Origin of the sequence: Streptomyces sp. NBC_00996, from assembly GCF_045162675.1 — a bacterium.
Taxonomy (GTDB): domain Bacteria; phylum Actinomycetota; class Actinomycetes; order Streptomycetales; family Streptomycetaceae; genus Streptomyces.
Map to the genome: position 1 here is coordinate 1,471,651 of NZ_CP108723.1, position 23,371 is coordinate 1,495,021.

The 23,371-nt window shown below is 69.9% G+C and carries 14 protein-coding genes and 1 pseudogene; 6 read left to right on the forward strand and 9 right to left on the reverse strand.

The genetic code is table 11. The features are described from left to right. Positions 1-36 precede the first annotated feature (36 nt). Together OG390_RS07160 and OG390_RS07165 are read right to left on the reverse strand one after the other, a co-directional pair. A complete protein-coding gene (locus OG390_RS07160; RefSeq protein ID WP_406165946.1) occupies positions 37-1,125 on the reverse strand; it encodes a hydrogenase expression protein HypE in 1,089 nt (362 codons plus the stop codon). A 182-nt stretch (positions 1,126-1,307) separates the two neighbouring features. Beyond that, a complete protein-coding gene (locus OG390_RS07165; protein WP_406165948.1) occupies positions 1,308-3,089 on the reverse strand; it encodes an enoyl-CoA hydratase-related protein in 1,782 nt (593 codons plus the stop codon). 284 nt (positions 3,090-3,373) lie between these two features. Between OG390_RS07165 and OG390_RS07170 the strand changes: the two genes are divergently transcribed. Further along, positions 3,374-4,114, forward strand: a complete 741-nt coding sequence (locus OG390_RS07170) for a DUF4142 domain-containing protein (RefSeq protein ID WP_406165950.1) — start codon at positions 3,374-3,376, stop codon at positions 4,112-4,114. Between the two features lie 66 nt (positions 4,115-4,180). On the opposite strand, the pseudogene OG390_RS07175 reads toward OG390_RS07170, so the two are convergent. The 4 genes and pseudogenes from OG390_RS07175 to OG390_RS07190 all read right to left on the reverse strand — a co-directional run. Beyond that, a pseudogene (locus tag OG390_RS07175) lies at positions 4,181-4,554 on the reverse strand (MarR family winged helix-turn-helix transcriptional regulator); the annotation flags it as partial. Positions 4,555-4,851: 297 nt separating this feature from the next. Next, a complete protein-coding gene (locus OG390_RS07180; RefSeq protein WP_406165952.1) occupies positions 4,852-9,828 on the reverse strand; it encodes a DNA repair ATPase in 4,977 nt (1,658 codons plus the stop codon). 74 nt (positions 9,829-9,902) lie between these two features. Further along, a complete protein-coding gene (locus OG390_RS07185; RefSeq protein ID WP_406165953.1) occupies positions 9,903-11,948 on the reverse strand; it encodes a flotillin family protein in 2,046 nt (681 codons plus the stop codon). Between the two features lie 54 nt (positions 11,949-12,002). Next, positions 12,003-12,617, reverse strand: a complete 615-nt coding sequence (locus tag OG390_RS07190; RefSeq protein ID WP_406165955.1) for a hypothetical protein — start codon at positions 12,615-12,617, stop codon at positions 12,003-12,005. Positions 12,618-12,878: 261 nt separating this feature from the next. Here OG390_RS07190 and OG390_RS07195 point away from each other — a divergent pair, with 261 nt between their 5' ends. Both OG390_RS07195 and OG390_RS07200 read left to right on the forward strand, forming a co-directional pair. Next, entirely contained in the window at positions 12,879-13,640 is a 762-nt protein-coding gene (locus tag OG390_RS07195) for a xanthine dehydrogenase family protein molybdopterin-binding subunit (protein ID WP_406177548.1), read from the forward strand. A gap of 215 nt (positions 13,641-13,855) precedes the next feature. Further along, positions 13,856-15,136, forward strand: coding sequence for a VWA-like domain-containing protein (locus OG390_RS07200; protein WP_406165957.1), 1,281 nt, complete (start codon positions 13,856-13,858; stop codon positions 15,134-15,136). A gap of 18 nt (positions 15,137-15,154) precedes the next feature. Here the strand turns inward: OG390_RS07200 and OG390_RS07205 are convergent, their stop codons facing one another. Continuing rightward, a complete protein-coding gene (locus OG390_RS07205; RefSeq protein WP_406165958.1) occupies positions 15,155-16,606 on the reverse strand; it encodes a purine-cytosine permease family protein in 1,452 nt (483 codons plus the stop codon). A 222-nt stretch (positions 16,607-16,828) separates the two neighbouring features. Between OG390_RS07205 and OG390_RS07210 the strand changes: the two genes are divergently transcribed. Continuing rightward, positions 16,829-18,094, forward strand: coding sequence for a glycosyltransferase family 4 protein (locus OG390_RS07210; protein WP_406165960.1), 1,266 nt, complete (start codon positions 16,829-16,831; stop codon positions 18,092-18,094). Positions 18,095-18,132: 38 nt separating this feature from the next. Beyond that, a complete protein-coding gene (locus OG390_RS07215; RefSeq protein WP_406165962.1) occupies positions 18,133-18,909 on the forward strand; it encodes a hypothetical protein in 777 nt (258 codons plus the stop codon). 44 nt (positions 18,910-18,953) lie between these two features. On the opposite strand, the gene OG390_RS07220 is transcribed toward OG390_RS07215, so the two are convergent. Both OG390_RS07220 and OG390_RS07225 read right to left on the reverse strand, forming a co-directional pair. Continuing rightward, on the reverse strand, positions 18,954-20,459 hold the full coding sequence (locus tag OG390_RS07220) for a DEAD/DEAH box helicase (RefSeq protein WP_406165964.1): 1,506 nt from the start codon (positions 20,457-20,459) through the stop codon (positions 18,954-18,956). A 129-nt stretch (positions 20,460-20,588) separates the two neighbouring features. Next, entirely contained in the window at positions 20,589-20,843 is a 255-nt protein-coding gene (locus tag OG390_RS07225) for a hypothetical protein (protein WP_406165966.1), read from the reverse strand. Between the two features lie 159 nt (positions 20,844-21,002). On the opposite strand from OG390_RS07225, the gene OG390_RS07230 reads away from it, so the two are divergent. Then, positions 21,003-23,147 (forward strand): acyltransferase family protein, encoded by a 2,145-nt coding sequence (locus tag OG390_RS07230; RefSeq protein WP_406165968.1) that lies wholly within the window; start codon positions 21,003-21,005, stop codon positions 23,145-23,147. The last annotated feature ends 224 nt before the right edge of the window (positions 23,148-23,371 follow it).

A 23,371-nucleotide genomic window follows, 5' to 3' on the forward strand; every position in this document is an offset into this window, starting at 1 on the left:
ACGGATCGGGGGATGCGGCTCAGGTGCGGCGGGGAGTCACCACGGCGGCCGGTATCCGGTGGTGAGCTTGCGTCCCGTGTGGCGCCACTTGGGTTCCTTGTCGACGGTCTGCTGGGTCAGGGAGCGCAGTCTGCGGACCACCGAGCCGTAGGCGCCGCTGGCCTTGGTGGACAGCTTCGCGCCCGGGGGTTCGTCCATGAACGGCATGAACTTGTCCGGGAATCCGGGCATGGTGCAGGCGATACAGATGCCGCCGACGTTCGGGCAGCCGCCGATGCCGTTCATCCAGCCCCGCTTGGGTACGTTGCACTTGACGACCGGGCCCCAGCAGCCGAGCTTGACCAGGCACTTGGGCGAGTCGTACGACTCGGCGAAGTCGCCCTGTTCGTAGTAACCGGCGCGATCGCAGCCCTCGTGCACGGTGGCGCCGAAAAGCCAGGCCGGGCGCAGCTTGTCGTCGAGGGGGATCATCGGGGCGGAGCCGGCCGCCTGGTAGAGCAGGTAGGTGAGCGTCTCGGCGAAGTTGTCGGGCTGGATCGGGCAGCCGGGGACGCACACGATCGGGATACCGGCCTGGGACTTCCACTCCCAGCCGAGGTAGTCGGGCACGCCCATCGCGCCGGTGGGGTTGCCCGCCATGGCGTGGATACCGCCGTACGTGGCGCAGGTGCCGATGGCGACGACCGCCAGCGCTTTGGGCGCGAGCCGGTCGATCCACTCGCTGGTGGTGATCGGCTGGCCGGTCTCCGGGTTGTCACCGAAACCGCACCAGTAGCCCTCGGGCTTGATCGCCTCATTGGGGACGGACCCCTCGACGACCAGGACGAACGGGTCGATCTCGCCCCGCTCTCCCTTGAAGAACCATTCGATGAACGTGTCCGCGCCACCCACCGGGCCGCACTCGAAGTCGATGAGGGGCCAGTGGACAGCGATCTTCGGCAGGCCCGGCAGCGCACCGAGCGCGATCTGTTCGATGCTCGGCTGCATCGCCGCCGTGAGCGCGACCGAGTCTCCGTCGCAGCTCAGCCCGGCGTTGATCCAGAGAATGTGGATCGTGGGCGTCTCGTCGGCAGGCGCACCACCGGCATCCGTTGCGCCGGCCGTGCTCGGCGTCGCCGCTGTCATGGGACCGCCTCCTCGGAGAGGTGAGGGATGAGAACCCGCGGGTTTTAAGGAAAACCCATATCGGGATGAAAGCCTGTATTTCGACCGTCAGTCCTCTTCGTACCAGCCATCCGGCCGTGGTGAGACGTCATCGCGGGCCGTTCCAGTGACGCGGCGGTGGGCCGGTCCGGTGACACGGCCCCTCACGGGCCGGTCCGGCTCCGCCCCGTCCTCGCCGCGGCGGCGAGGTCGAGGTGTGGCGGCGTGCACGAAGGTCGCTCCTTGCGGACGAACGCGCGCCGCAGTGCGTGGTAGGGGGCGTCCGGGTCGTCGAACGTCCGGCGCATCCGGGCCAGCTCGCGCTCCCGGAAGGCGGCCAGGGGCTCACTGCTCTCCTGGCGGTCCAGTTCCGCCTTCTTCCCGGCGATCCGCGACCGCGATCCCGGCAGTGACGCCAGCCGGGCCGCCAGCCGTCCGACCTCCGCGGCGAAGTCCTGCGGGCCGCACTCGACCACCCGGTCGACGAGGCCGAGGTCACGGGCGCTCCCTGCGCTCAACGGCAGGGCCTCGCTCAGGAGCCTTTCGGCGGTCACCGCGCCCACGCGGCGCGGAAGCGTGTACGTCCAGTACTCCGAGCCGTACAGGCCCATGAGCCGGTAGTGCGGGTTCAGCACAGAGCCGGTGCGGCACCACACCTCGTCGGCGGCCAGGGCCAGCATCACGCCGCCCGCCGCGGCGTTGCCCGCGACGGCGGAGATCACCAGCCTGTCCGTGGTGGTCAGGATCGCCTCGACGAGATCGTCCATGGCGTTGATGTTGGCCCAGGACTCGGCGGCGGGATCCTCGGCGGCCTCGATGACGTTGAGGTGGATTCCGTTGCTGAAGAAGTCCCGTTGCCCGCCCAGCACGAGCACCGAGGTGGGACACGTGCACGCCTCCCGATAGGCGTCGAGCAGGCGTCGGCACTGAGCGGTTGTCATCGCTCCGCCGGGGAACGAGAACGAGAGGAAGCCGACGCTCCCCTCCTCCCGGTACGTGATGCCGGCCCACGTCCGCCCGGACGGGTCCGCGAAGCGCGGCGCGGCGAGTTCCGGGAGGGGAGGCAGCCGGTCGCCGAGGGCCTGCACGGCGGGCAGTTTGAACGTGGGCGGCTGCCCCGGACCCCGCCGGCGCCGCACCTCGGGGATCCAGACGGCACCGTCCTTCGTCGCCCGGCAGACCGCACCGGTCCTGGTGGCCAGCAGCTCACCCGGGACGCCGCGCAAACCGGCCTCGGGGTGGCCGCCGTGGAGGTACCACTCGGCGCCGAGCAGCACGTCGAGCACGCCGGGCTGGGAGTCCGCCGCACGCAGCTTGGCCAGGACGGTCCGGGTGCAGTCCGCGGCCCAGTCGATTCGGCGGACGCTCTGATCGAGGTACGGGCGGATGCGCACGGGTGTGTCCGACGCGTGCACCCCGCCCTGTTTGCGCGGGGTATAGGCCCCCGAGGCGAAGCGCTCCACGGCGAGCAGGACGGCCGACAGCGCCGCGTCGGCGATCTCGTTGCGGTAGAGGTCGCTCTTGCCCACCGGCGGGACCGGGCAGGCCACGGACGCCCAGACATCCCCGGCGTCCATCTCCTCGTCGGCCTGAAGGACCGTCACGCCCCACTGGTCGGCGCCCTCCTGGATCGCCCAGTCCAAGGAGGACGGTCCCCGGTCCCCGAACGGCCCCGGGTGGATGATGAAACACGGGTACGCGGCCCACACCTCCCGGGGGATCGCCGTCTTCAGCATCGGGGCGACGACGAGTTGCGGCGCGTGCCGCCGGACGGCATCCGGCAACGGGCGGTCGCACAGGGCGAGTTCCACCGCGACCGTGTGCCCTCGGTCACGCAATTCGGCATGGACGCGCTGCGTGAGGCTGTTGAACGCGCTGGCCACGAGCAGGATGTGCACGGCGACCTCCTGGCGGCGACGGTGCGGTCGACTGCGATGGTCGGACATGCCGAACCGTCCCGCTCCGGCGACAGGCTGTCGAGTCACCCGAAAGCGCGCGCCGAGCCGCCACCCGGCCCCGACAGCCGGGGCCTGCGCCGGGTTCAAGGGGTCCGGAGCCGGACGACCGGCCCTCACCTGGACCGCCGTCCATCTTCTGCCGCGCCGCCACGCTCCCATCGGTATGTGATGCACAACACACAGTGGCGTGCAAAATTCGCTCAGCGCAATGATGGATCGGTTCAGCATGTCCGTACCCCCTGGCGTACCAGCCGCTGACCTCAGGAGGCACGATGCGCCTATCACGCAACATGGCAGGAACCGTCTTCGTGGGCGGCGCACTGTGCATGACCCTCGCCGCCCTCGCCTACCCCGCGATGCTCGGCGTGCAGAGCGCGACGACCTCCCCGACCCGCGTGATAGCCAACACCCGCTACGGACCGCTGACCGAGGCCGACCGGGACTTTGTCGTCAAGGTCCGCGCGGCGGGGCTGTGGGAGCATCCCCTCGGCATGATGGCCATGAAGCGGGGCACCACTGCGGAGATGAAAGAGGCCGGCAAGCACCTGGTCGTCGGGCACTCACGCCTCGACGAAGCCTGCCGGAAGATCGCCCCCGAACTGGGCATCACCCTGCCCAACCAGGCGAGCCCGCAACAGCAGCAGTTCGTGGCCACCGCCGACGGGAGCACCGGCAAGCAGTTCGACACCACCGCGGTCAACATCATGCGGGTCACCCACGGTCAGATCTTTCCCGTCATCGCCAAGATCCGCGCCAGCACGCAGAACTCCCTGGTGCGTCAACTCGCCGATCAGGCCAACGACACCGTCCTGGACCACATCACGGTGCTGGAGCGGACCGGGCTGGTCAATTTCGACCAGGCCAACTTCCAGCAGACCACACCGCCGAAACTCCCCAAGGACCAGCTGACCCCGCCGCCTCCCCAGCCGGGATCCCCGGTCCTCTCCCTCAACCTGCCCCCGGGGCTGGATGTGAACACGACGTCCCCGACACCGGCCCCGACAACGGGATGACCATCGGCGGAACTCCGGCCTGGGCTTGCGCTCCGGCCTGCCGACTGGGCGCCAGGAACAGGGGTTTCAGGCCTTGCGCCCCGCGACAGCGTCCACCCAGCCCAGTGGATGCGGCTCAGGATCGTCCATCGCCGGACCCAGGGGTTCGCCGCCCGCCTCGTTGAAGGCGGTGAGCGCCTCGCCGAGCGCGGCGCGCTGCTTCGGGACGAGCCGTTCGACGATGGCGGCGATCTCGGCGCTGCGTCGGGCGGTCACGTCCTCGACCGCGCGCCGCCCCTCCTCCGTGAGCTGCAGCAGGGTCTCGCGGCGGTTGTCGGGGTGGTCTGCCGGTCGGCGAGCCCGGCGGCGATCAGCCGGTCTATCATGCGCATGGCGGTCGGCGGCGCGACCTGAAGCGGGTCGGCGAGTGTGACGAGCTCGGTGGCTCCGCGGGTGGACAGCTCTCGGTGCACCGGAGGTCACGGCCACGAGACGCGCGACCGGGCCTGCTTCGCGAACGATACGACCGGCCCGTCCGGCGCCTTGATACACGGAGCAGATGTACGACAGGGGACACGGCCGGGCGCGGCACTCGTGGGCACCGGAACGGCGGGGCAGGGGTCGACCGCCGTGCACCGTGCCACGAGGCAATGGCGACCCGACCCGGGTGGCTCTCCCCCAGGCAAGGGCGGGCAGGCGCCGGTCCTGTTCGGTGCCCAACGGATGGCGATCGCCCGGCGGTTCCACGACCGCGTCGGTCAGGGCCCGTACGGCTCTCGCGTTCCCGGCGGCCCGGCGGCGTGCCTGGCCGCGGGACCGGGCGTCGGCCGGCGGGGATCGGCAGCACGGTTGATCGCGGACTCCACGGCGGCCACCCGGTCGGCCAGCAGCCCGAGTGCGCCGACCGTACGGGTCAGTGGGTCGTCGTCCGGTCCGCCGAGGCTCTGGTCACGAACCTGGGCGTTCTTCAACTCCCCCCACCTGGCCGCCTGTTCAGTGGTGAGGGTGCCGCGCAGCTCGGCCAGCTTCAGCAGGTTCGCCTCCGCGCCGGTCGTGAGGGTCTGCGCCTCCGCGGTGTAGTGGTCGTCGATGACGGCGGCGAGCTCGGCCGCGTTCATGACCGGCTGGATGCGCTGGGCGATCTTGATCATGTTGCGGTAGGAGCCCTGGAGTTGGAAGGGCGGCTCCGTGCGCGTCGCGTCGGTCCGGGCCGCTGAGGCGATGTACGCGGCGTTCACGGCCAGCACCGTCTCGCGTGCCGTGAGCAGGTGGCGCAGAACAGCGACGATCCGCTCGAGTTCGGCGGGGGTGTACGGGTGGGTGAGGCGGTCGGCACGGGCGGTGGCGTCGTCCCCGGCGAGCCGGACCAACAGGGCCAGGTCGGTGTGGTCACGCCCCGCGAGCGGCGCGAGGACCGGGTTCGCGGTGAGCGCGTTCTCGATGAAGCTGAGCGCGAAGACGTCCTCCTTGCCCGTCAGCACATCGCCGAGGTTCCAGACGTCGGCGCGGTTGGCGAGCATGTCGGGGACGCGGAAGCGACTGCCGGACTCGGTGTAGGGGTTGCCCGCCATGCAGACCGCGAAGCGCTTGCCGCGCAGGTCGTAGGTGCGCGGCTCGCCGTTCCACACGCCTTCCATGCGGCGGGTGGCGTCGCACAGCGGGATGAACTTCTGCAGCAGTTCCGGCGAGGTGTGCTGGATGTCGTCGAGGTGGAGGAGCGTGTTGTTGCCCGCCGCCAGCGCGAAGTTGATCTTCTCGATCTCCTGGCGCGCGGTGGCGTCAGGTGCCTCGGCAGGGTCGAGCGAGGTGACGGCGTTGCCCAGCGAGGGCCCGTTGACCTTGACCAGGACGAGGCCGAGGCGATCGGCGACGTACTCCATGAGGGTCGTCTTGCCGTAGCCCGGTGGGGAGACGAGCAGCAGCAGACCGCCGGTGTCCGTGCGCCCGGTGTCGCCGCTGGCGCCGAGCTGCTTGGCCAGGTTGTCGCCGATGAGCGGGAGGTAGACCTCGTCGATCAGGCGGCTTCGCACGAACGCGGACATCACGCGCGGGCGGTACGCGTCCAGGTGGAGGCGGGCGCGCTCGGCGGTCACCAGGGCGGTGCGCCGGCGCTGGTAGGCGCGGTGGCCGGGGACGGCGTGTGCACGGAAGTGGTGTGTACGCGACAGGAGTTCATCGACGCGGATCGTGAGTGTCCGGCCGTCGAGACGGGGGTGGGTGCCGAGCAGCCCCTCGACCGTCTCGGTCAGCGGGGCGTCGGACTCGTAGCGCACGAGGTCCGGACAGAGTTCGGCGGCCACGGCTTCGGCCAGATCACCGGGGGTTGTCTCGGTACCGGTGGCGGCGATGTACGCGGACAGCCAGGCCTCGACCAGCTGCCGCCCGGCACCGAGGTCGTCGAGCGCCGCGAGGTCGTCGTCGTACGCCGAAGTGCCCACCGCCCGGCGGAACTTGTCGAGGAGCGTCCGGGACTCCGCGCTGATGACGAACCCTTCGGGCCCCGACGTCAACTCGTCGAAGAGGTAGGCGGCGGATGCCTCGCCGATCTCCGCCGCCAGTTCCGCCCGGAAGTCGGCGAGGGCGGCGGGGGCGGGCCCGAACGTGGCGCGGGCCCGTGCCAGCGACCTCGCACGCCGGGTCCAGCTCTCACGGACGTCCGCGGTCGTGCCGTGCGCCCAGAACAGCTGGGCGGCAGCCCGCGCCGAAGGCGTGTGCCGCAGCGCTCCGGCTTCCTCGTGCAGCCGCAGCAGGGCGGCGAGGATCAAGGTGGCGTCGTGGTCGTGCACGCCGCGTTCGTGGCCTTCGTCGTACGCCGTCTCCGCGGCCTTTCGTACGAGCACGGGCAGGTCCGCTCCGGCCAGTGCGACAGGCCCGTGTTCGTCGAGGAGGCGGGCGGCCAGGTGTTCGGCGCGGTAGACCTCGGGTGACTCGGAGGGCAGGGGCCGGTTCCAATAGGGACGGGTGGCGTCGAAGTCCGGGTCGGTGACCGGGGCGCGGTAGTCGGTGCCGGTGAGCGCGAAGGCGAGACCGTCGCCGTGCGGGACCAGGGTGAGGTCGAGGGGCTGGGTGTTGACGGCGAAGCGGTGACGGCCCAGCCGGAGGGTACGGCCGCCGTCGGCGTACAGGTCGGTGCGGTCACGCAGGGCGCGGGTCGCCTCCTGGCGTGCCGCCTTCAGGCGTCCGGCCAGTTCCTCCGCCCTCACCTGGTCGCCCAGTTCGCGCAGTTCGTCGATGACTCGGCGGACCTTGCCGGTCATCGGGTCGGAGGTGAAGTAGGTGGTGACGGCGTCCGCGTCGGGCAGTGCGGCGGCACGGCGGGCAAGGGGCTCGAGGACCCGGGTCGCCGACTGAGCGAGCCGTTCGGCGCGGCGGGCGCGGGCGTCGGCGAGGGTCTGCTTGCGGGCGGCGAACGCCTCGTGGACCTCGGTGCGCTTGTCGGCCAGCTCGCCGAGGTAGTCGTCGAACTCCGCGAAGCGGGACTCCAGGTTCTCCAATCGCACCAGCGCCCGGGCGAGTTGCTCGTCGCAGGCCTCGGGGCTGTCGGCGACTGCGAGCGCCCCGGTCACGGCCTGGCCGAGCAGGGCGAACTCGGCCGCGAACTCCGCTCGCCCTTCCCTCTCGCTCAGTGCGCGGCGGCGGGCGTCGAGGGTGGCCCGGGCTCGGTTGACGCCGCCGAGGACCTCGGCGACGCGCTCCAGGATGGCCGTACGTACGGTGGCGTCGCCGATGTCGAGCCCGGCGACGACATCGGTCACGGTGTGCAGCCCGTCCGCGAGTTCGTCGAGGCGGGAGGCGACGGGTGCGGCGTCCGCGACGGTGGCCAGGGACCCGGCGTCCGCGACGAGCCGCTCGACGTCCTGCTGGTGGCCGAGGAACGCGTCGTCGCGGGCGAGGAAGGCGACGGCTCGCTGGCCGAACCCGGCGAGGTCGGCCTCGGTGTCCGAGGCCAGCGCCTCGATGCGGGCGGTGTCCGCGTACCGCATGTCCTTGAGCGTGAGCAGATGCCCTTGGGCCCGACGGAGTTCGGTGAGTCCTGCCACCCAGGACGCGGCGTCACGCGGAGCTTCCCCGCGCAGCCGGCGGACCACGGCGGCGATGCGGGCCGCCGCCTCGCCGAGCGCGTCGGCGGCCTGCCGGGTCAGGGCCTGCACGGTCTCGAACTCGGCGAGCACCTGCTCGGCGGTCTCCCGCACCGCACGCAGCGGGGTTCGCAGATCGCCCAACTCGTCCTCTGCCAGCCAGTGGTATGTGTCGGCCACGCGGACGCATGCCGCCAGCAGGGCCTCGTACACCTCGGTCGTCGGGGTCGATTCGGCGACGGATCCGGTGATCGAGAGGCAGTCGGAGATGCCCCTGACGAGGTCGGCGTTGCCGACGCGGGCCAGCGCTCCGGTGCCGCTGGGCCGGGCGGCGGCGTGGGTGTCGGAGACATAAGGGGAGGTCCACAGCTGGAGCGGGTGAACACGCGCCGGTTCGTCGCTCTCGGCGCGCAGCACCATCAGCGTGCCGTCGTCGAACAGGGCCCAGCCGTGGCAGGAGAGCGGGGTGACGACCTCCTTGCGGATCAGGTTGTACGGGAGCAGCAGGCTGCGACCCTCCACGCGCGCGTGGAAGGCGTACAGCACGTCCTCGCCGTTCGGGGACCGTACCTCCCGCTCGAACTCCAGCTCGTCGGTGTCGATGCCGTCGAACGTCTTGTGCGCGCCCGCGGCCAGGCAGTAGCCGCCGGGGAAGACGATCCCCTGGTCCTCCGGCAGCCGGCGGCACGCCTGTCCGATCCCGTCGAGGCGGACGACGAACCTGGTGAGCGTGTTGAACACCAGGTACCGGTGGGCGTCCTCCTTGTAGGGGCGGACGCGCAGCAGGACGAGGGCGCCCACGCGCGCGTACGCGATGTCGGCGTCGGCGAGGGACTGCAGCGGCTCGTCGACGGGCTCGGAGTAAATGCCCTCGCCCGTCTCGGTGTTGTCCTCCACCTTGACCGTGAGGGTGCCGCCGACCGTCTCGACGAAGACCTCGCCCTCGATGGAGACATGCGGATGACGGCCGAGCACATGGTCCTCGCGCGTGGCCTCACGCCACTCGAAGTCGTACGACGGCGGGAAGACGTGATCGCGTTCGCCGCGTGCGTCGAGGAAGCGCGCCGCGCCGTCCTCGGACAGAGCCCAGCGCAGCACGCGGATGTCCTCCGTCTTCTCCCCCGTCTGGAAGACGGCCAGCAACTTGCCCTCGACGCACCGCAGTTGAAGGAGGTGCGTCTGCCGGTAGTAGCGGTACAGCGCCTCGAATTCCCGTATGAAGCCGGGGTCGTCGAGCAGACCGGGGACCGCGTCGTGCGGCAGCCTGTTCAGCTCGCGGCCGTACGGCGCGAAGACGTCGGCGACGGCCGTCTCGGGCTTCAGGCCGAGGAAGACATTGTGGCCGAACAGCAGCGCGTCCCCGACGGAGACGATGTCACGCGGTACGCAGTGGTGCTCGGTGCGCAGCCGTTCGGTGCCGGTGATCTCCAGGCGGGTCGAGCCGAACTCCTCGGTGCGGCGGGAGTTGAGCGACTCGGCGCGCCGCGCGAGTTCGGCGGCCTGTGCGACGAGCCGGTCGCGGAGCACCTCGTAGGTGCCGGTGTCGACCGCCTCGCGGGCGCTGGTGTCGACCGCCTCGCGGGCGCTGGTGTCGACCGCCTCGCGGGCGCCGGAGGCGAACGCATGGTGTGTGCCGGTGTCCAGGCGGGTTGCCATGGATGCGGGATTCCCTTCGAGGAGCGTGGTCCGGAGCCGCCGTCCCCTGTGCGGCGGCTCCGGACCGATGGGGGTCAGGCCCTGGCGCTGCCGTTGAGGGCGGCGAGCGGTGTGTCCGCCAGACCCAACTCCCCTGCCTTGTCCAGCAGTTGCTGGAGTCGACCACCATTGGCCCCACCCGACTTCATGAGCTGCATCAGAAGGGCCGAGACGGTCAGGTTCTGCACGTCGGCGGTGGAGATGGAGCCGAGGAGCCGGCCGAGGTCGTCGGTGAAGCTGGAGCTGCCGTCCAGCCAGGGGCCTGCCAGCGCCCGGGCGGTCTCGGAGTTGCTCACGAACCCGTCGACGCTCTTGCCCAGCGCGATCGAGTTCACCAGCCGGTCGAGGAAGACGGACTCGCCGCCGACGATGTTGATGTCCGCGTTCTCCAGCCCGGTGGCGAGGACCGTGGCTTGTGCCTCGGCGACCTGCCGCTGGACGTCGAGTCCGGCCAGACGGATCTCCTTCTCCGCCTGAATGCGCAGCCGGTACTCCTCGTGGCCGCGGGAGGCGTCGTCGAGGGCGGCCATCGCGACCGCCTTCTGGTTGAGGCCCTCCGCCTCGGCCTTGAGCTTCTCGCCGATCCCCGTGGCCTCCGCGAGGACCTTGGCCCGCGCGCCCTCGGCCTCGGCGCGCATGCGTGCCTCGGTGGCCGCGGCCTCCGCACGCCCCGCCTTCTCGGTCACCTCGGCCGCCTTGTCGCGGACCTGCACTTCGGCGAGGCCCGCCGCAGCCGTCTCCGCCTGGATACCCTCCGCGAGCCGCAGCTTGGCGCGCGCGTCGAGGTCGGCCGACTTCAACCGGGCGTCGGCGAGGGTGAGTTGCTCGGCCGCCCGATGCTTGGCGGCGGCCTCCGCTGCCTCGGCCGCCTTGATGTCCTTGACCAGCTTCTCCTGGGCCTCCGCCTCGGCGGCGATGATCACCGACTGGCGGCCGCGCTCCGCCTCCTCGACCACGCGCAGCTTCTTGATGGCCTCTTCCTGCTCCGCGACCGTTCGGTCCACCGCGATGCGCTCCCGGACGACGTCCGCGACCTCGCGGCGCTCCGCCTCGACCTCCTTGTCCTTGGCGATCTGGGACAGCGAGGTCTCCCGCTCCCGGGCGATGACCTCCAGGAGACGGTCCTTCTCGATGCGCTCGTTCTCCACGGCGATGACCCGCTCGCGATTCTTCTGCGCGACGGTGATCTCACGGGCCTGGTTCTCGCGCTGGACGCCGAGCTGCTCCTCGGTCCGGATGAACGCACCCTGGGCGCCAAGGCGTTCCTCCTCCTGCACCTTGGCGGTGACCGCCTCCTCGCGCGCCCGCAGCGTCTCGACCTCGCGCCGCTGTTTGATCTCCGCCTCGGCCTGTCGCCGCTCCAGCTCCAGGATGGTCTCCCGGGCGTCGACGTTCTGCCGGGTGATCTCCTTCTCCTCGGTGCGCTGGAACTCGTTGGTGCGGACGTGTTCGACCGTCGTCAGCTCGGTGATCTTCCGAATACCCTGCGCGTCGAGGATGTTCGCCGCGTCCAGCTGGGACATCGGCGTCTGCTCCAGGAAGTCGATCGCCGCGTCGTCCAGGTGATAGCCGTTCAGGTCGGTGCCGATGACCTGGATGATCCGGTCCCGGAACTCCTCGCGCTTGGTGTAGAGGTCGACGAAGTCCAGCTGCTTACCGACCGTCTTGAGGGCCTCGGAGAACTTCGCCGCGAAGAAGTCCTGGATCGCCGCCGCGTCGCTCGCGGTCTGCGTGCCGATCGCCTGGGCGACCTTGATGACGTCCTCGACCGTCTTGTTGACCCGGACGAAGAAGCTGATGTGGATGTCGGCGCGGATGTTGTCCCGGCAGATCAGACCCTCGCGCCCGGTACGGCGGATCTCGATGGTCTTCACCGAGATGTCCATGTACTCGGCCTTGTGCAGCACCGGCAGCACCACGGCCCCGGTGAAGGTGACGTCCACCTTCTTCGTCTTGGAGATGATCAGCGCCCGTCCCTGCTCCACCTTGCGGAACAGCCGGCCGACGACCAACAGCAGTGTGAGTGCGATGAGCAGGACAACGGCGACGAGCACGCCGATGCCCAGCGAAATGGCATCCATGGGATACGTCCTTGAGGCGTACGGAAGAAGAGGTGCGGCGGGGGCGGTGCGGAGCTAGCCGGCGCGGCCGCGCGGATCGAGGGCCGCGTCGTAGGGCGCGACCCAGAAGAACTCACCGGCCTCGTCGTAGGCGTACAGCAGTCCGGTGCTGCCGATGCCGAGGGACTCGGCGCCGTGCTGGCGAACCTGAACCACCGCGGTGGAGCCGTCCTTGGCGGCGACCTCGGCCTGACCGAAGCCTGCATCCACCCACCCCGTGCGGATGGTGCAGGTCAGCCCCACGAAGTCCAGCCGGGACGGCCCTGGTTCATCGGGGAAGAGCCGCCGCACCGGGTGTACGAGCAGGCAGGTCACGCGCCATGCGACCAGCAGTGCTCCTGCCAGAACCGCCAGGCCCAGCGGACCGCGGACCATTCCGGAGGGCAGGACCGGATCGAGCAGGACGGTCGCGGAGAGACTGAGGAACCAGCCGATCGCGGTGAGCAGCGAGAAGGCGACCGTCACCGGGACGCCGCCCATCCCCCAGGCGTCGAAGTCGGCGTGGGCGTCGAAGCCGTGCGATTCGGCCGCGCCCACGGCGACCAGCAGCCAGAAGGCGACGACCACGACGAGCGCGGCCGTGAACAGGATGGTGGGAAATCCACTGACGACCACGAGAAACGTCCACATGATGTCCCACCCCCGTTTCTTCCTGTTGGACGGCCTGCCCCGGTGGCGCACGGCTCCCTCCGGGTTCCGGTGCCGGACACCTGCCGGTGTCCGGCACCGGAACCATCCGTCGTGCTCCCCTCGGCACATCGTGCATGGCCGGGACCGACCCGCGCATTGCCGGTTCCCGGCAGTGTTCATTGAGGTCTGCATGCCGGTCGCCGCTAACAAGTCGTCACCGGGCCGTCAAGAAGCCGGGGGACGACGTGACGGAGCGGGACGATCGACCGCTGCCGGTTCGAGGGCGGCGACACCATGCTGCCCACCATCGCCGCCGCCGTCGGCTCCTCGGGTGCCGGCATGATCAGCGCCGCCGTCCACATCGCGGCCGGCAATCTGCGCGACCAGCTCATCGCCCAGGCGGTCGCCGACGCCCAATCGCCGCTGCACGGCGCCGATCCCGCCTCGGTCACCGTACGGGGCGGCCGCATGATGCTGCGCGACCGGCCCGACACCGGGGAGAGCTACAGCGAGTTGCTGCACCGCAACTTCCTTCCCGACACCGAGGCGATGGGCGCCTGGTCTCCCGCCCCGCAGACCGCCAACTACGGGATGATGACCTTCGGCGCCCAGTTCGCCGAGGTCGCCGTCGACGCCGAACTCGGCGTGGTCCGGGTTCGTCGCATGGTCGGCGCCTTCGCTCCCGGACGGGTTCTCAACCCCAAGACGGCTCGCAGCCAACTCATGGGCGGCATGATCTGGGGCTTCGGCCAGGCACTCCTGGAGGCGAACTACATGGACCCGGTGCGCGGTCGCTGGGTCGCCTCCAGCCTGGGCGACTACCTGATCCCGGTGAACGCCGACGCCCCCGAGGTCGACGTGGAACTCATCGAGGTCGAAGACAAGATCGTCAATCCGCTCGGCGTCAAGGGTGTTGGGGAGGTCGGCCAGGTCGGCGCGGCCGCGGCCATCGCCAATGCGATCCACCACGCCACCGGCCGGCGCGTACGCAAGACGCCCATCACCATCGAAGACCTGCTCTGACACCGCCACTTGGCGTCTTCCGCGCTCCGGCAGAGGCCCAACTCCCCTGCCCGGCCGCGCTGTTGCCACTCGCGCGCGTGGGGTCCTCCTTCGGGCCCCACGCGGCGCTGCAACCGGGACACCTGGCAGATGGAAGTACGGAGCGCTATGGTCGCCGCGATGACGACTCACTCTGTTGACAGATTGGGGGACCCGTCCGCGCAAGGTGAGTGCTGATGCTCACTCCGACCGCGAACAGGGATTCCCGCCTTTCCTTCTGGCTGCGCGTGCGCGAGTTCGCCGTGCCGCCGTCCATGATCGAGACTGCGACTGCCCGCCGTCGTATCGGGGACTGGGCCGGAGCGTGCGCCGCCGCAGGCATCGATGTCGATCTCCATCTGCGTTCCTTGGCTCGCACCCATGGCCAGGGACTCGCAGCCCAAGTCCGGGCCGATCCCCGCCATCTGGCTCCTGACCTGTTGCGCTGGAACATGCCGAGGATCGCTCCCGATGGGCTGCTGCGCCCAGGCCTGACCATCGCTCTGGCTCGGTACGACCCTGCGGGGCGTCAGGACGAAGGCCCAGTGCACCTGGTGGCCCGGACTCCGCCCGCCCGGGCGGACGGCGGTCAGCGCATCAGCCTCGCGCTGTGGGGCGGATCCCACTCCGGGGCCGACACCTGCCGTCGTCCGCATCCCCATCCCCGCCCCACCCGTCGGTTCCGCCTCGACCTGCACCGCCACCTGTGGGACGCGCGCAGGACCGAGGAGCTGCGGATCCGGTCCGGGGCCGATCGGCCGGCCGCCGACGGCCTCGGTGAGCAGGAGCGGGACGCCGTCCGGTTCCGGGTGGCGCAGGGCATCACCGGCCGTCCGGGGAGCGCCTCGAAGGGGTGGCAGCGGTGGGCGGATGAGGCGTTCCATCCCCCGCAGCCGTGGCGCGAGTTGCTGAGGGCGGCGGTCCGCTCGGCGGCCTCCGGCCAGGGCGCCGGCGAGGACTACACCTACGGGCGGCCGTCACGGCGCTCGGCCGGGGTGCCCGGCACCGTACTGCCGAGCCTTCGGCGCAGGCCGCCCCGGGTCTCCGTGGTCATCGACACATCCGGCTCGGTCAGTGACGTCGAACTGGGCAGCGCGCTCCTGGAGGTTGCCGCGATCTCCCGAGCCGTGGGCGGTCGTCGCGACCTGATCACCGTGCTGCCGTGCGACGCGGCGGCCCGCCTCGTGCATCCGCTGTGCCGTGGTGAGGGAATACCGCTGATGGGCGGTGGGGGTACGGGTCTTCGCACAGGCTTCGCCAAGGCGCTCCGGGCGAATCCCCGCCCCGATGTCATCGTGGTCCTGACCGACGGTCGGACGCCCTGGCCGGGCACGCGGCCACCGTGCCGGACGGTGGTGGGTCTGTTCCCCCGGCGCGCAGCCCGGTCGTGGGACGAGGACGATCCCGATTACGTGCCGGACCCGCCGCCCGACTGGGCACGAGTGGTGGTCATCGGGTCGGCTCCCGCCACTCGGTGAGGCGGCCCTGCGGGAGGATCACGGCTCCCTGTGCTCGTGCGACGCCGATTCCAGCGCCTCGGCCTCCGCTTCGGCCAGGCGTGCCTCGGCATCGACGTCGATCGACCGGGTGAGCAGCCAGTAGAGCACCGCGGAGACGGGCAGCCCGATGAACAAGGCGATGTCCGCACCGCCGAGCGCATCCGCGGCAGGTCCGACGTAGAGCGTGCCCACGGAGAAGAACGGCACCATGACGACGAACCCGACCAGGTACGCGATGATGCCGTGCCAGCCCCAGCGGCCGTAGATGCCGTGCGGATTGAAGATCTCGGCGACCGCGTAGTGGCCGCGGCGCACCACGTAGTAGTCCATGAGGTTGACCGCTGTCCACGGAATGAACAGGTAGAGCACCAGCAGCAGGAAGTTGTTGAAGTTCTCCAGGAAGTGGGCGGTGGCGGCCAGCGCACCCACCACGGAGAGCGCCGCGGTGAGGCCGATCGTCACGAGCCGTACGGCGAGGGTCGGCCGCACTCTCTTGAAGGAGTCGATCGCGCTGATGAGCGTGAGGGACCCGCCGTACATGTTCAGCGCGGTCACCGAGACCAGACCCAGGGCGGCGAAGAGCAGCACGATCGCGCCGAACCCGCCGAAGGCCTTGTCGCCCGCGGCGTTGATCGAGCGGATCGTCTCGAAATCCTTTCCCGCCCACGCGGCGAGCAGCGCCCCGAGCATCATCAGCCAGATGCCGCCCAGCGCGGACCCGAAGTACGTCCAGTAGAAGGTCTTGCGGACGGTCACGTCCGGAGGGAGGTAGCGGGAGTAGTCCGAGACGTAGATGGCCCAGCTGATCTGGTAACCGGCGACCACACCGAACTGCGCCAGGAACGGGGTCCACTTGAAGCCGCCGAGGTCGAAGGAGCCGGGGGGATAGTGCAGGGTGACCAGCACGCCCACGGTGAAGATCCCGAAGATGACCAGGAACGTGTAGGTGAGGACCCGCTCGGCGCGGTGGATGACGTCGTAGCCCACCAGCGCGATGACCAACGCGATGAGGGTGACCACGACGACCCACAGCTTGACCCCGCCATGCACCGTGGTGTGCAGGGCCTCGCCGGCCAGGATCGTGTTGAAGACGTTGAAACCGGCGTACTGCACATAGGCGAACAGCCACACCAGCAGGGCCCCGACGTAGCCGAACTGCGGCCGTGACTGGATCATCTGCGGCAGCCCGAGTTGCGGGCCCTGCGCGGAGTGGAAGGCCATGAAGAACGTGCCCAGGATGGTGCCCGCGGCGATCGCGATCAGCGACCAGACGAGGTTGCCGCCCTCGGTGATGCTGATCAGTCCCACCGCCAGTGTGGCGATCTGAGCGTTGGACATGAACCACAGGGGCCCCAGGTGCCACAGCTTTCCGTGCCGCTCGTCCAGGGGGACGTAGTCGATGGAGCGGATCTCCAGACCCGATACCCGTGGCTCTGATGCCGTGGTCACGAGGGCCTCCCTTGAGGGTATTCACCACACGATGACAAGATTCATCACATATGGCCACGTTCATCCCTCGAACCGTACCGGTCAAGGAGGACCGTACCGGCCGGTGTGTCCGACCGCCTCTCACTCCCCCGCGCCCCGGGCAGCCTGTCGAGGCTGCACCGATGAGCCTACGAAGTGATAACGGGTGACAACCGTAAGGAACTTGCCGTGGTCTAGCCCACCATGAAGATCTCTTTCCTGCTCCACAACGCCTACGGGATCGGGGGCACGATCACCACCACGTTCAATCTGGCCCACGCACTGGCCGAGCGGCACGAGGTGGAGATCGTCTCCGTGTTGCGGCACCGGGAGCACCCGACCTTCGCCCTGGACCCGAGCGTGTCGCTGCGGCCGCTGGTGGACCTCAGGCAGGAGGAGCGGCATCCGTTGCATCTGAGTCCGGCGAGGGTGTTCCCACGCGCCGAGTACCGGTACCGGCAGTACAGCGAGTTGACCGACCAGCGGATCGGCGACTGTCTCGCCGTGATCGACGCCGACGTGGTGATCGGAACGCGGCCGGGGCTCAACGTGCATCTCGCGCTCCAGGCTCCCCGACACGTCGTACGCATCGGGCAGGAGCACCTTACTCTGGACAACCATCCGCCACGGCTGCGCAACACGTTGCGCCGGGCCTACCGCCGGCTCGACGCGCTCACCACGGTGACCGAGGCGGACGCCGCCGCCTACCGGCGCAAGATGAGGCTGCCCGGTCTACGGGTGGAGACCCTCCCGAACAGCGTGCCCGATCCCGCGCTCCCCGCCGCGGACGGCACGGCGAAGGTGGTCGTCGCGGCCGGCCGGCTGGTCCCGGTGAAACGGTACGACCTGCTGATCGAGGCCTTCGCATTGGTCGCCGCCGAACGCCCGGACTGGCAGTTGCGCATCTACGGCAAAGGGGAGCAACACGATCGGCTGCGACGGCTCATCGCGGACCTCGGACTGTGGAACAACGTCTTCCTGATGGGTGCGGCGGCTCCCATGGAAGCGGAGTGGGTCAAGGGCTCGATCGGCGCGGCCGCCTCCGACTTCGAGCCGTTCGGCATGACGATTGTCGAGGCGATGCGCTGCGGCCTGCCGGTGGTGAGCACCGACTGCCCCTATGGGCCCGGTGAAATCATCGAGGACGGGGTCGACGGCCGGCTGGTGCCGGTCGGGGACCGTGACGCGCTGGGCGCGGCCCTGCTGGAACTGGTCCGTGAGGACGAGCGGCGCCGCGATACGGGCCGAGCGGCCCTGGAGAACGCGCGGCGGTTCGCTCCCGGCCCTGTGGTCGAGCAGGCCGAGCGCCTGATCACCGAGGCGGTCTCGGCGAGAAGAACGGGGCGACGGCTCACACACGGACACGGTGGTGCGCGCCGCGTCCTCGTCAGCCAAGGTTTCGCCGCCCGCGACGCCGCGTTCGCCGCGGCCGGCAGCGCGCTGCGCCTGGTACGGAGGGGGCGGCGTTGAGCAGGGAAGACGCTGGGCAACCACGCCTTGGCTGCAGGGTGGATACGGACGGCCGCATTACCTTCGACCTGCCGCTGCGGTCGGCCGAAGGCCGGCAGTTGCTGCTGCGGCTGCGGCCTAAGAAGGGACTGCCCGAGAAGACCGTTCACGTCCTCGACCTGGAGCCCGCCGACGACGGTCGCCGACGCGCTGTGCTGGGCCCGCACCCCGTTCTCGCGGAGGGTCGGTGGGACGTGTACCTGCTCCGGGAACCGGGGTCCCGACGGCAGCGTCTGCGCCCGGGGCTGCGCGACCTACGGGCCCTCGTCGACGGACACCTCCACGACTGGCCGTCACCGCTGGCCGTCCGCATTCCGTACGTCACCAGGGATGGTCATCTCGCAGTACGGGCCTGGTTGCGCCCCGCCCACGCGGAGGTCGACTGCATCGACGTCACGGACCGGTCGATGACGGTCGGCGCGCGCCTGCACGGCGCCACGCTCCTGGAGGGAGCCGTCGTCTGCCTGCGCCTGCGGGGCGGCAACGGCACTCTGCGCGTCGCGGAGCCGCGGGCCGGAAGGGACGGCCGAAGCTTCTCCTTCACCGTCGACCACGAGGAGTTGGCCGCCGGGACGAGCGCCGAAAGCGGCGTCTGGGACGTCTTCATGCAGCCTGCGGAGGGAGCACCTCTCGTCCGGGTCGCCCGTCTCCTCGACGACGTGGCGGACCGCAAGGAGGTGTTCGTCTACCCGACGGTCACGCTCGACGGCGCCGGCGTGCGCCCCTACTACACCGTCGACAACGACCTGTCCGTGACGGTGACGAAGGCTGGTTGAGGCTCGGTCGGCCGCCGGCCCCGGAGGCACACAGTGCCCTCGCTCTAGGCGCCGCGACGGACCCGGGCGGCCTTGCGGGCCTCGGCAGTGAGGCGGGCCTCGGCAGACCGGCGTGAGTCGCCACCGGCGCGACCGGTGCGCGTGCCCAGACCACGGAAGGGGGCACCGCCGCGCTTCGGGCGCTCCGCGACCGGCCCGCTGCCGCCGACCGGGACACCGGAGGGAGCCTGGGCACCGGTGATGCGGCTCAGCTCGGCCTCGCCCGAGCGGACCTGTGTGACCTGCGGCCTGATGCCCGCGTCGGACATGAGACGGGCCATGTCGCGGCGCTGGTTGGGCAGGACCAGCGTGACGACACTGCCGGACTCACCGGCGCGGGCGGTACGGCCGCCGCGGTGCAGGTAGTCCTTGTGATCGCTGGGCGGGTCGACGTTGACCACGAGGTCGAGGTCGTCGACATGAATGCCACGGGCCGCGACGTTGGTCGCCACCAGCGCCGTGACGTCGCCGGTCTTGAACTGTGCCAGGGTGCGCGTGCGCTGGGGCTGCGACTTGCCGCCGTGCAGCGCCGCGGCCCGTACGCCACTGCTCAGCAGGTGCTTGGTGAACTGGTCGACCGCGTGCTTGGTGTCCAGGAACATGATCACTCGCCCGTCACGGGCGGCGATCTCGGTGGCAGTGGCGTACTTGTCCGCGCCGTGCACCTGCAGCACGTGATGCTCCATCGTGGTGACCGCGCCCGCCGAGGGGTCGACCGAGTGGACCACCGGGTCGTGGAGATAGCGGCGGACCAGGAGGTCGATGTTGCGATCCAGCGTGGCCGAGAACAGCATCCGCTGGCCGTCCGGGCGCACCTGGTCGAGCAGTTCGGTGACCTGGGGCATGAAACCCATGTCGGCCATCTGGTCGGCCTCGTCCAGGACGGTGATGTTCACCCGGTCCAAACGGCAGTCCCGGCGCTCGATGAGATCCATGAGGCGGCCGGGAGTCGCGACGACGACCTCGGCCCCGGCGCGCAGTGCGCCCGCCTGCCTGCCGATCGACATGCCGCCGACCACGGTGGCCAGCCGCAGCTTCAGCAACCGTGCGTAGGGGGTGAGCGCATCGGTGACCTGCTGGGCCAACTCGCGAGTGGGTACGAGGATCAGGGCCAGTGGCTTGCGGGCGTCGGCACGCTGTCCGGCCGTGCGCACAAGGAGCGCCAGTCCGAAGGCGAGGGTCTTGCCCGATCCGGTGCGCCCGCGCCCCAGCACGTCGCGGCCCGCGAGGGAGTTCGGCAGTGTGGCCGCCTGGATCGGGAACGGCTCGTTCATGCCGAGGCTGGTGAGCAGGTTCAACAACTCGACGGGCATGTCCAGTTCACCGAAGGTCGCAACCCCGGGGAGGGCCGGTGTGACGGTGACCGGCAGCGCGAACTCCCCTTGCGGTGCGACGGGGCGCCGCCCGCTGCCGCCCGAACCGACAGCGGGGCGCGCCGCCCGGCCCTGCGGCCGGAAGCGTGCTCCCCGGTCAGACCCGAAACGGTCGTTCTTGCGAGCTGAGCGGTCCATGGAGACCTTCCTCGATATGGCGCGCATCGAGGAATTCTCGGCGTACATGAGCCGAATGAATTGCAAGAACGAGCCGAACTTAAGACTGGGACGACTGGGACCAAAAGAAGCAGGCCACACTCCCCCGCACTAAAAAGGCAAACTCCACATAAGCAACATTTCACTTTCGGAATTTACGGGGATCGCAACCGCAACTCGGGCAATTTTAGCACGGCGCACACATCCGGACGCGACGGCACTAATTTCCGCCCGCGATGCGCTGACCAGGCAGTACGCAATTTCCTGAAGCGACAGAATGAGATCGATCACCGCTTCATCAAGACCGGGCCCGGCATCTGACGGCCGCGTTTCGCGATAACCGGAGCCCCTTGTGACGGGGATCACAACAACTCCTCGACGCGGCCGGACAGCACATGACGTGCGAGAGTTCCACGGGCTACGGAGCGGTCGGGGTGCAACCTTTCCACACGGTCGATGGTCTCCCTTTGTCGGTGTGGCCCAGAATTCCCGCGATCCGCTCAGGAATCGAAATGAGGAGATCCGTTGACGACCGCCACCCCGTGGCACTCGGGCCGGCTGATGCCGAACCCGGCGCCGGACGGGCTCCGGACCCCACCGCACGACGGCACCGTGACGCAGCATGCGTTGCGGCCGGACATCCAGGGGCTCCGCGCCCTGGCGGTCTCGTTGGTCGTTCTCTCCCACGCCGGGGTGCGCGTGGTCAGCGGGGGTTATGTCGGCGTCGATGTCTTCTTTGTGATCTCCGGATTTCTGATCACCTCGTTGTTGTCGCGCGAGCTTCGCGCCACGGGCGGTATCTCGATCCGGAAGTTCTACGCCCGCCGGGCGCTGCGCCTGCTTCCGGCATCGACACTCGTCGTCGTCGCCGCGCTTGGCGGTGCCTGGCTGTTCCTGTCGAAGATTCGTTTCGCGGACTACGTGGGTGATGCGCTCAGCAGCGCTCTCTACGCGGTGAACTTTCGGCTGGCGATCACCGGCACGGACTACCTCGCCCAGGGCAGCCCGCCGTCGCCGTTCCAGCACTTCTGGTCGCTGGCCGTCGAGGAGCAGTTCTATCTGCTGTGGCCGCTGCTGCTCCTGCTCAGCTGGAAACTGGCCCGGCGACGCGCACTCGTGGTGGCGCCGCTCGTCGCGCTCTGCCTGATTTCCTTCGGACTGAGCGTGTCCGTGACGGAGAGCTCGCCGCCTTGGGCCTACTTCGGTCCGCACACCCGTATCTGGGAACTGGGCGTCGGGTCCCTCCTCGCGCTGTTCGTCGTCCGGCTGGAACAACTGCCCCCCAGGTTCTCGGCGCCGATGACATGGACCGGCCTGGCCTGCGTGATGCTGTCGGCGCTCCGGTTCGACCAGGACACGCCGTTCCCCGGATATCACGCGCTCCTGCCGGTTGTGGGAGCCGCACTCCTCCTGGCCGGCGGCTGTTCGCCGACCCGATTCGGCGCCGGACGGCTACTCTCGCGACGGCCGGTGGCCTGGCTCGGCGGGTTGTCGTACAGCTGGTATCTGTGGCACTGGCCGCTGCTGCTCATCGGACCGATTGCGCTGGGCAGACCCGCCACCGTGTGGCTGGCGCTGGTGCTCAGTGCGATCGCCCTGCTCATGGCGTGGGCCACCGTGCATCTGGTCGAGAATCCGGTGCGGTTCCACACAGCGTTTCGCGGCCGGCACGGCCGGGCACTGGGGCTTGGCCTCGGCCTGTCGGTGGGCGCCGCCGTGATGTCCCTGGTCGCGGCGGCCTTCCCGCCCGCAATCGACTCCGGTGCGCCCGCGCCCACGCTGAAGGACACTCTCGCGACCGCACTGGACCCGCAGTCGCGTCTGGCAGAACTCCTGGATGCCTCGGCCACACGCCTGCCGAGCAACCTCGCGCCGGCACTCACCGAGATCAAGGACACGAAGTCCGCGATCTATCGGGACGGGTGCCACGTGAGCTACGCCAGCACGCGTACGCCGCCCTGCGCCTACGGGAGCCGCTCCTCGGACAAGACCGTCGTACTGTTCGGCGATTCCCACGCGGCCCAATGGTTCCCGGCGCTGAACCGGCTCGCGTCGGCGCACGGGTGGAAACTGGTTTCGCTGACCAAGGCATCCTGCAAGGTGGCCGCGGTGACTGTCGTCCAGGACGGCAAGCCGTACACGTCGTGCGACGCATGGCGAAGCAAGGCGCTCGCAAAGATCCAAGATCTCCGTCCCTCACTGGTGATCGTTTCGTCCTCGGACGCGGGCAACCCGGCAGAGGCGATGAGCGATCCCCTGCGGGGCTGGACCACGGGGTTCCGGGACACGTTCCAGACTCTCGCGGGCACCGGCGCCCAGGTGGCCGCCATCCTCGACACTCCTTGGCCGAAGGGTGACGCGGTCGACTGCGCGGCCCTGTACCCGCTGCGACTGGAGCGCTGCACGAACCGCATCCCGCAGGCGATCAGGGACCAGACCCGCAGAGACGCGATCATGGAGGCGGCGAGGTCGACCCGCACCGCGGTCATCGACCCGGAGCCCTGGCTGTGCACCCGTACGGGCAACTGCCCCGTGGCCGTGGAAAACACGTTCGTCTACCGCGATGACAGCCACATGGCTGAGGCCTACGCCGAGGCCATCGCTCCCGTTGTGGGCGATCGGCTCTCCGAACTCTTCGGCACAGACCTGCGGCGCACCGGGCTCCGGTGACACGAGGGAAAGGTCCCCGGCGCCCAGGACAGAAACGGCTCACCGAAGGCGGTACGGCGGGGCTTCGGTTCGCGGTGTCTCCTCTCCAAGGCTCCGGCGCCGGTAAACGTGCGGCGACCGGCAGCCGGCCTTCCCCGGCGAGAGCGTCCGCCGAGCCCCGCCGGGAGGCTGGAATGCGCGCCGCTCCACAGGTCAGAGGCCTCCGCTCGCCTTTGGCGGCTCTC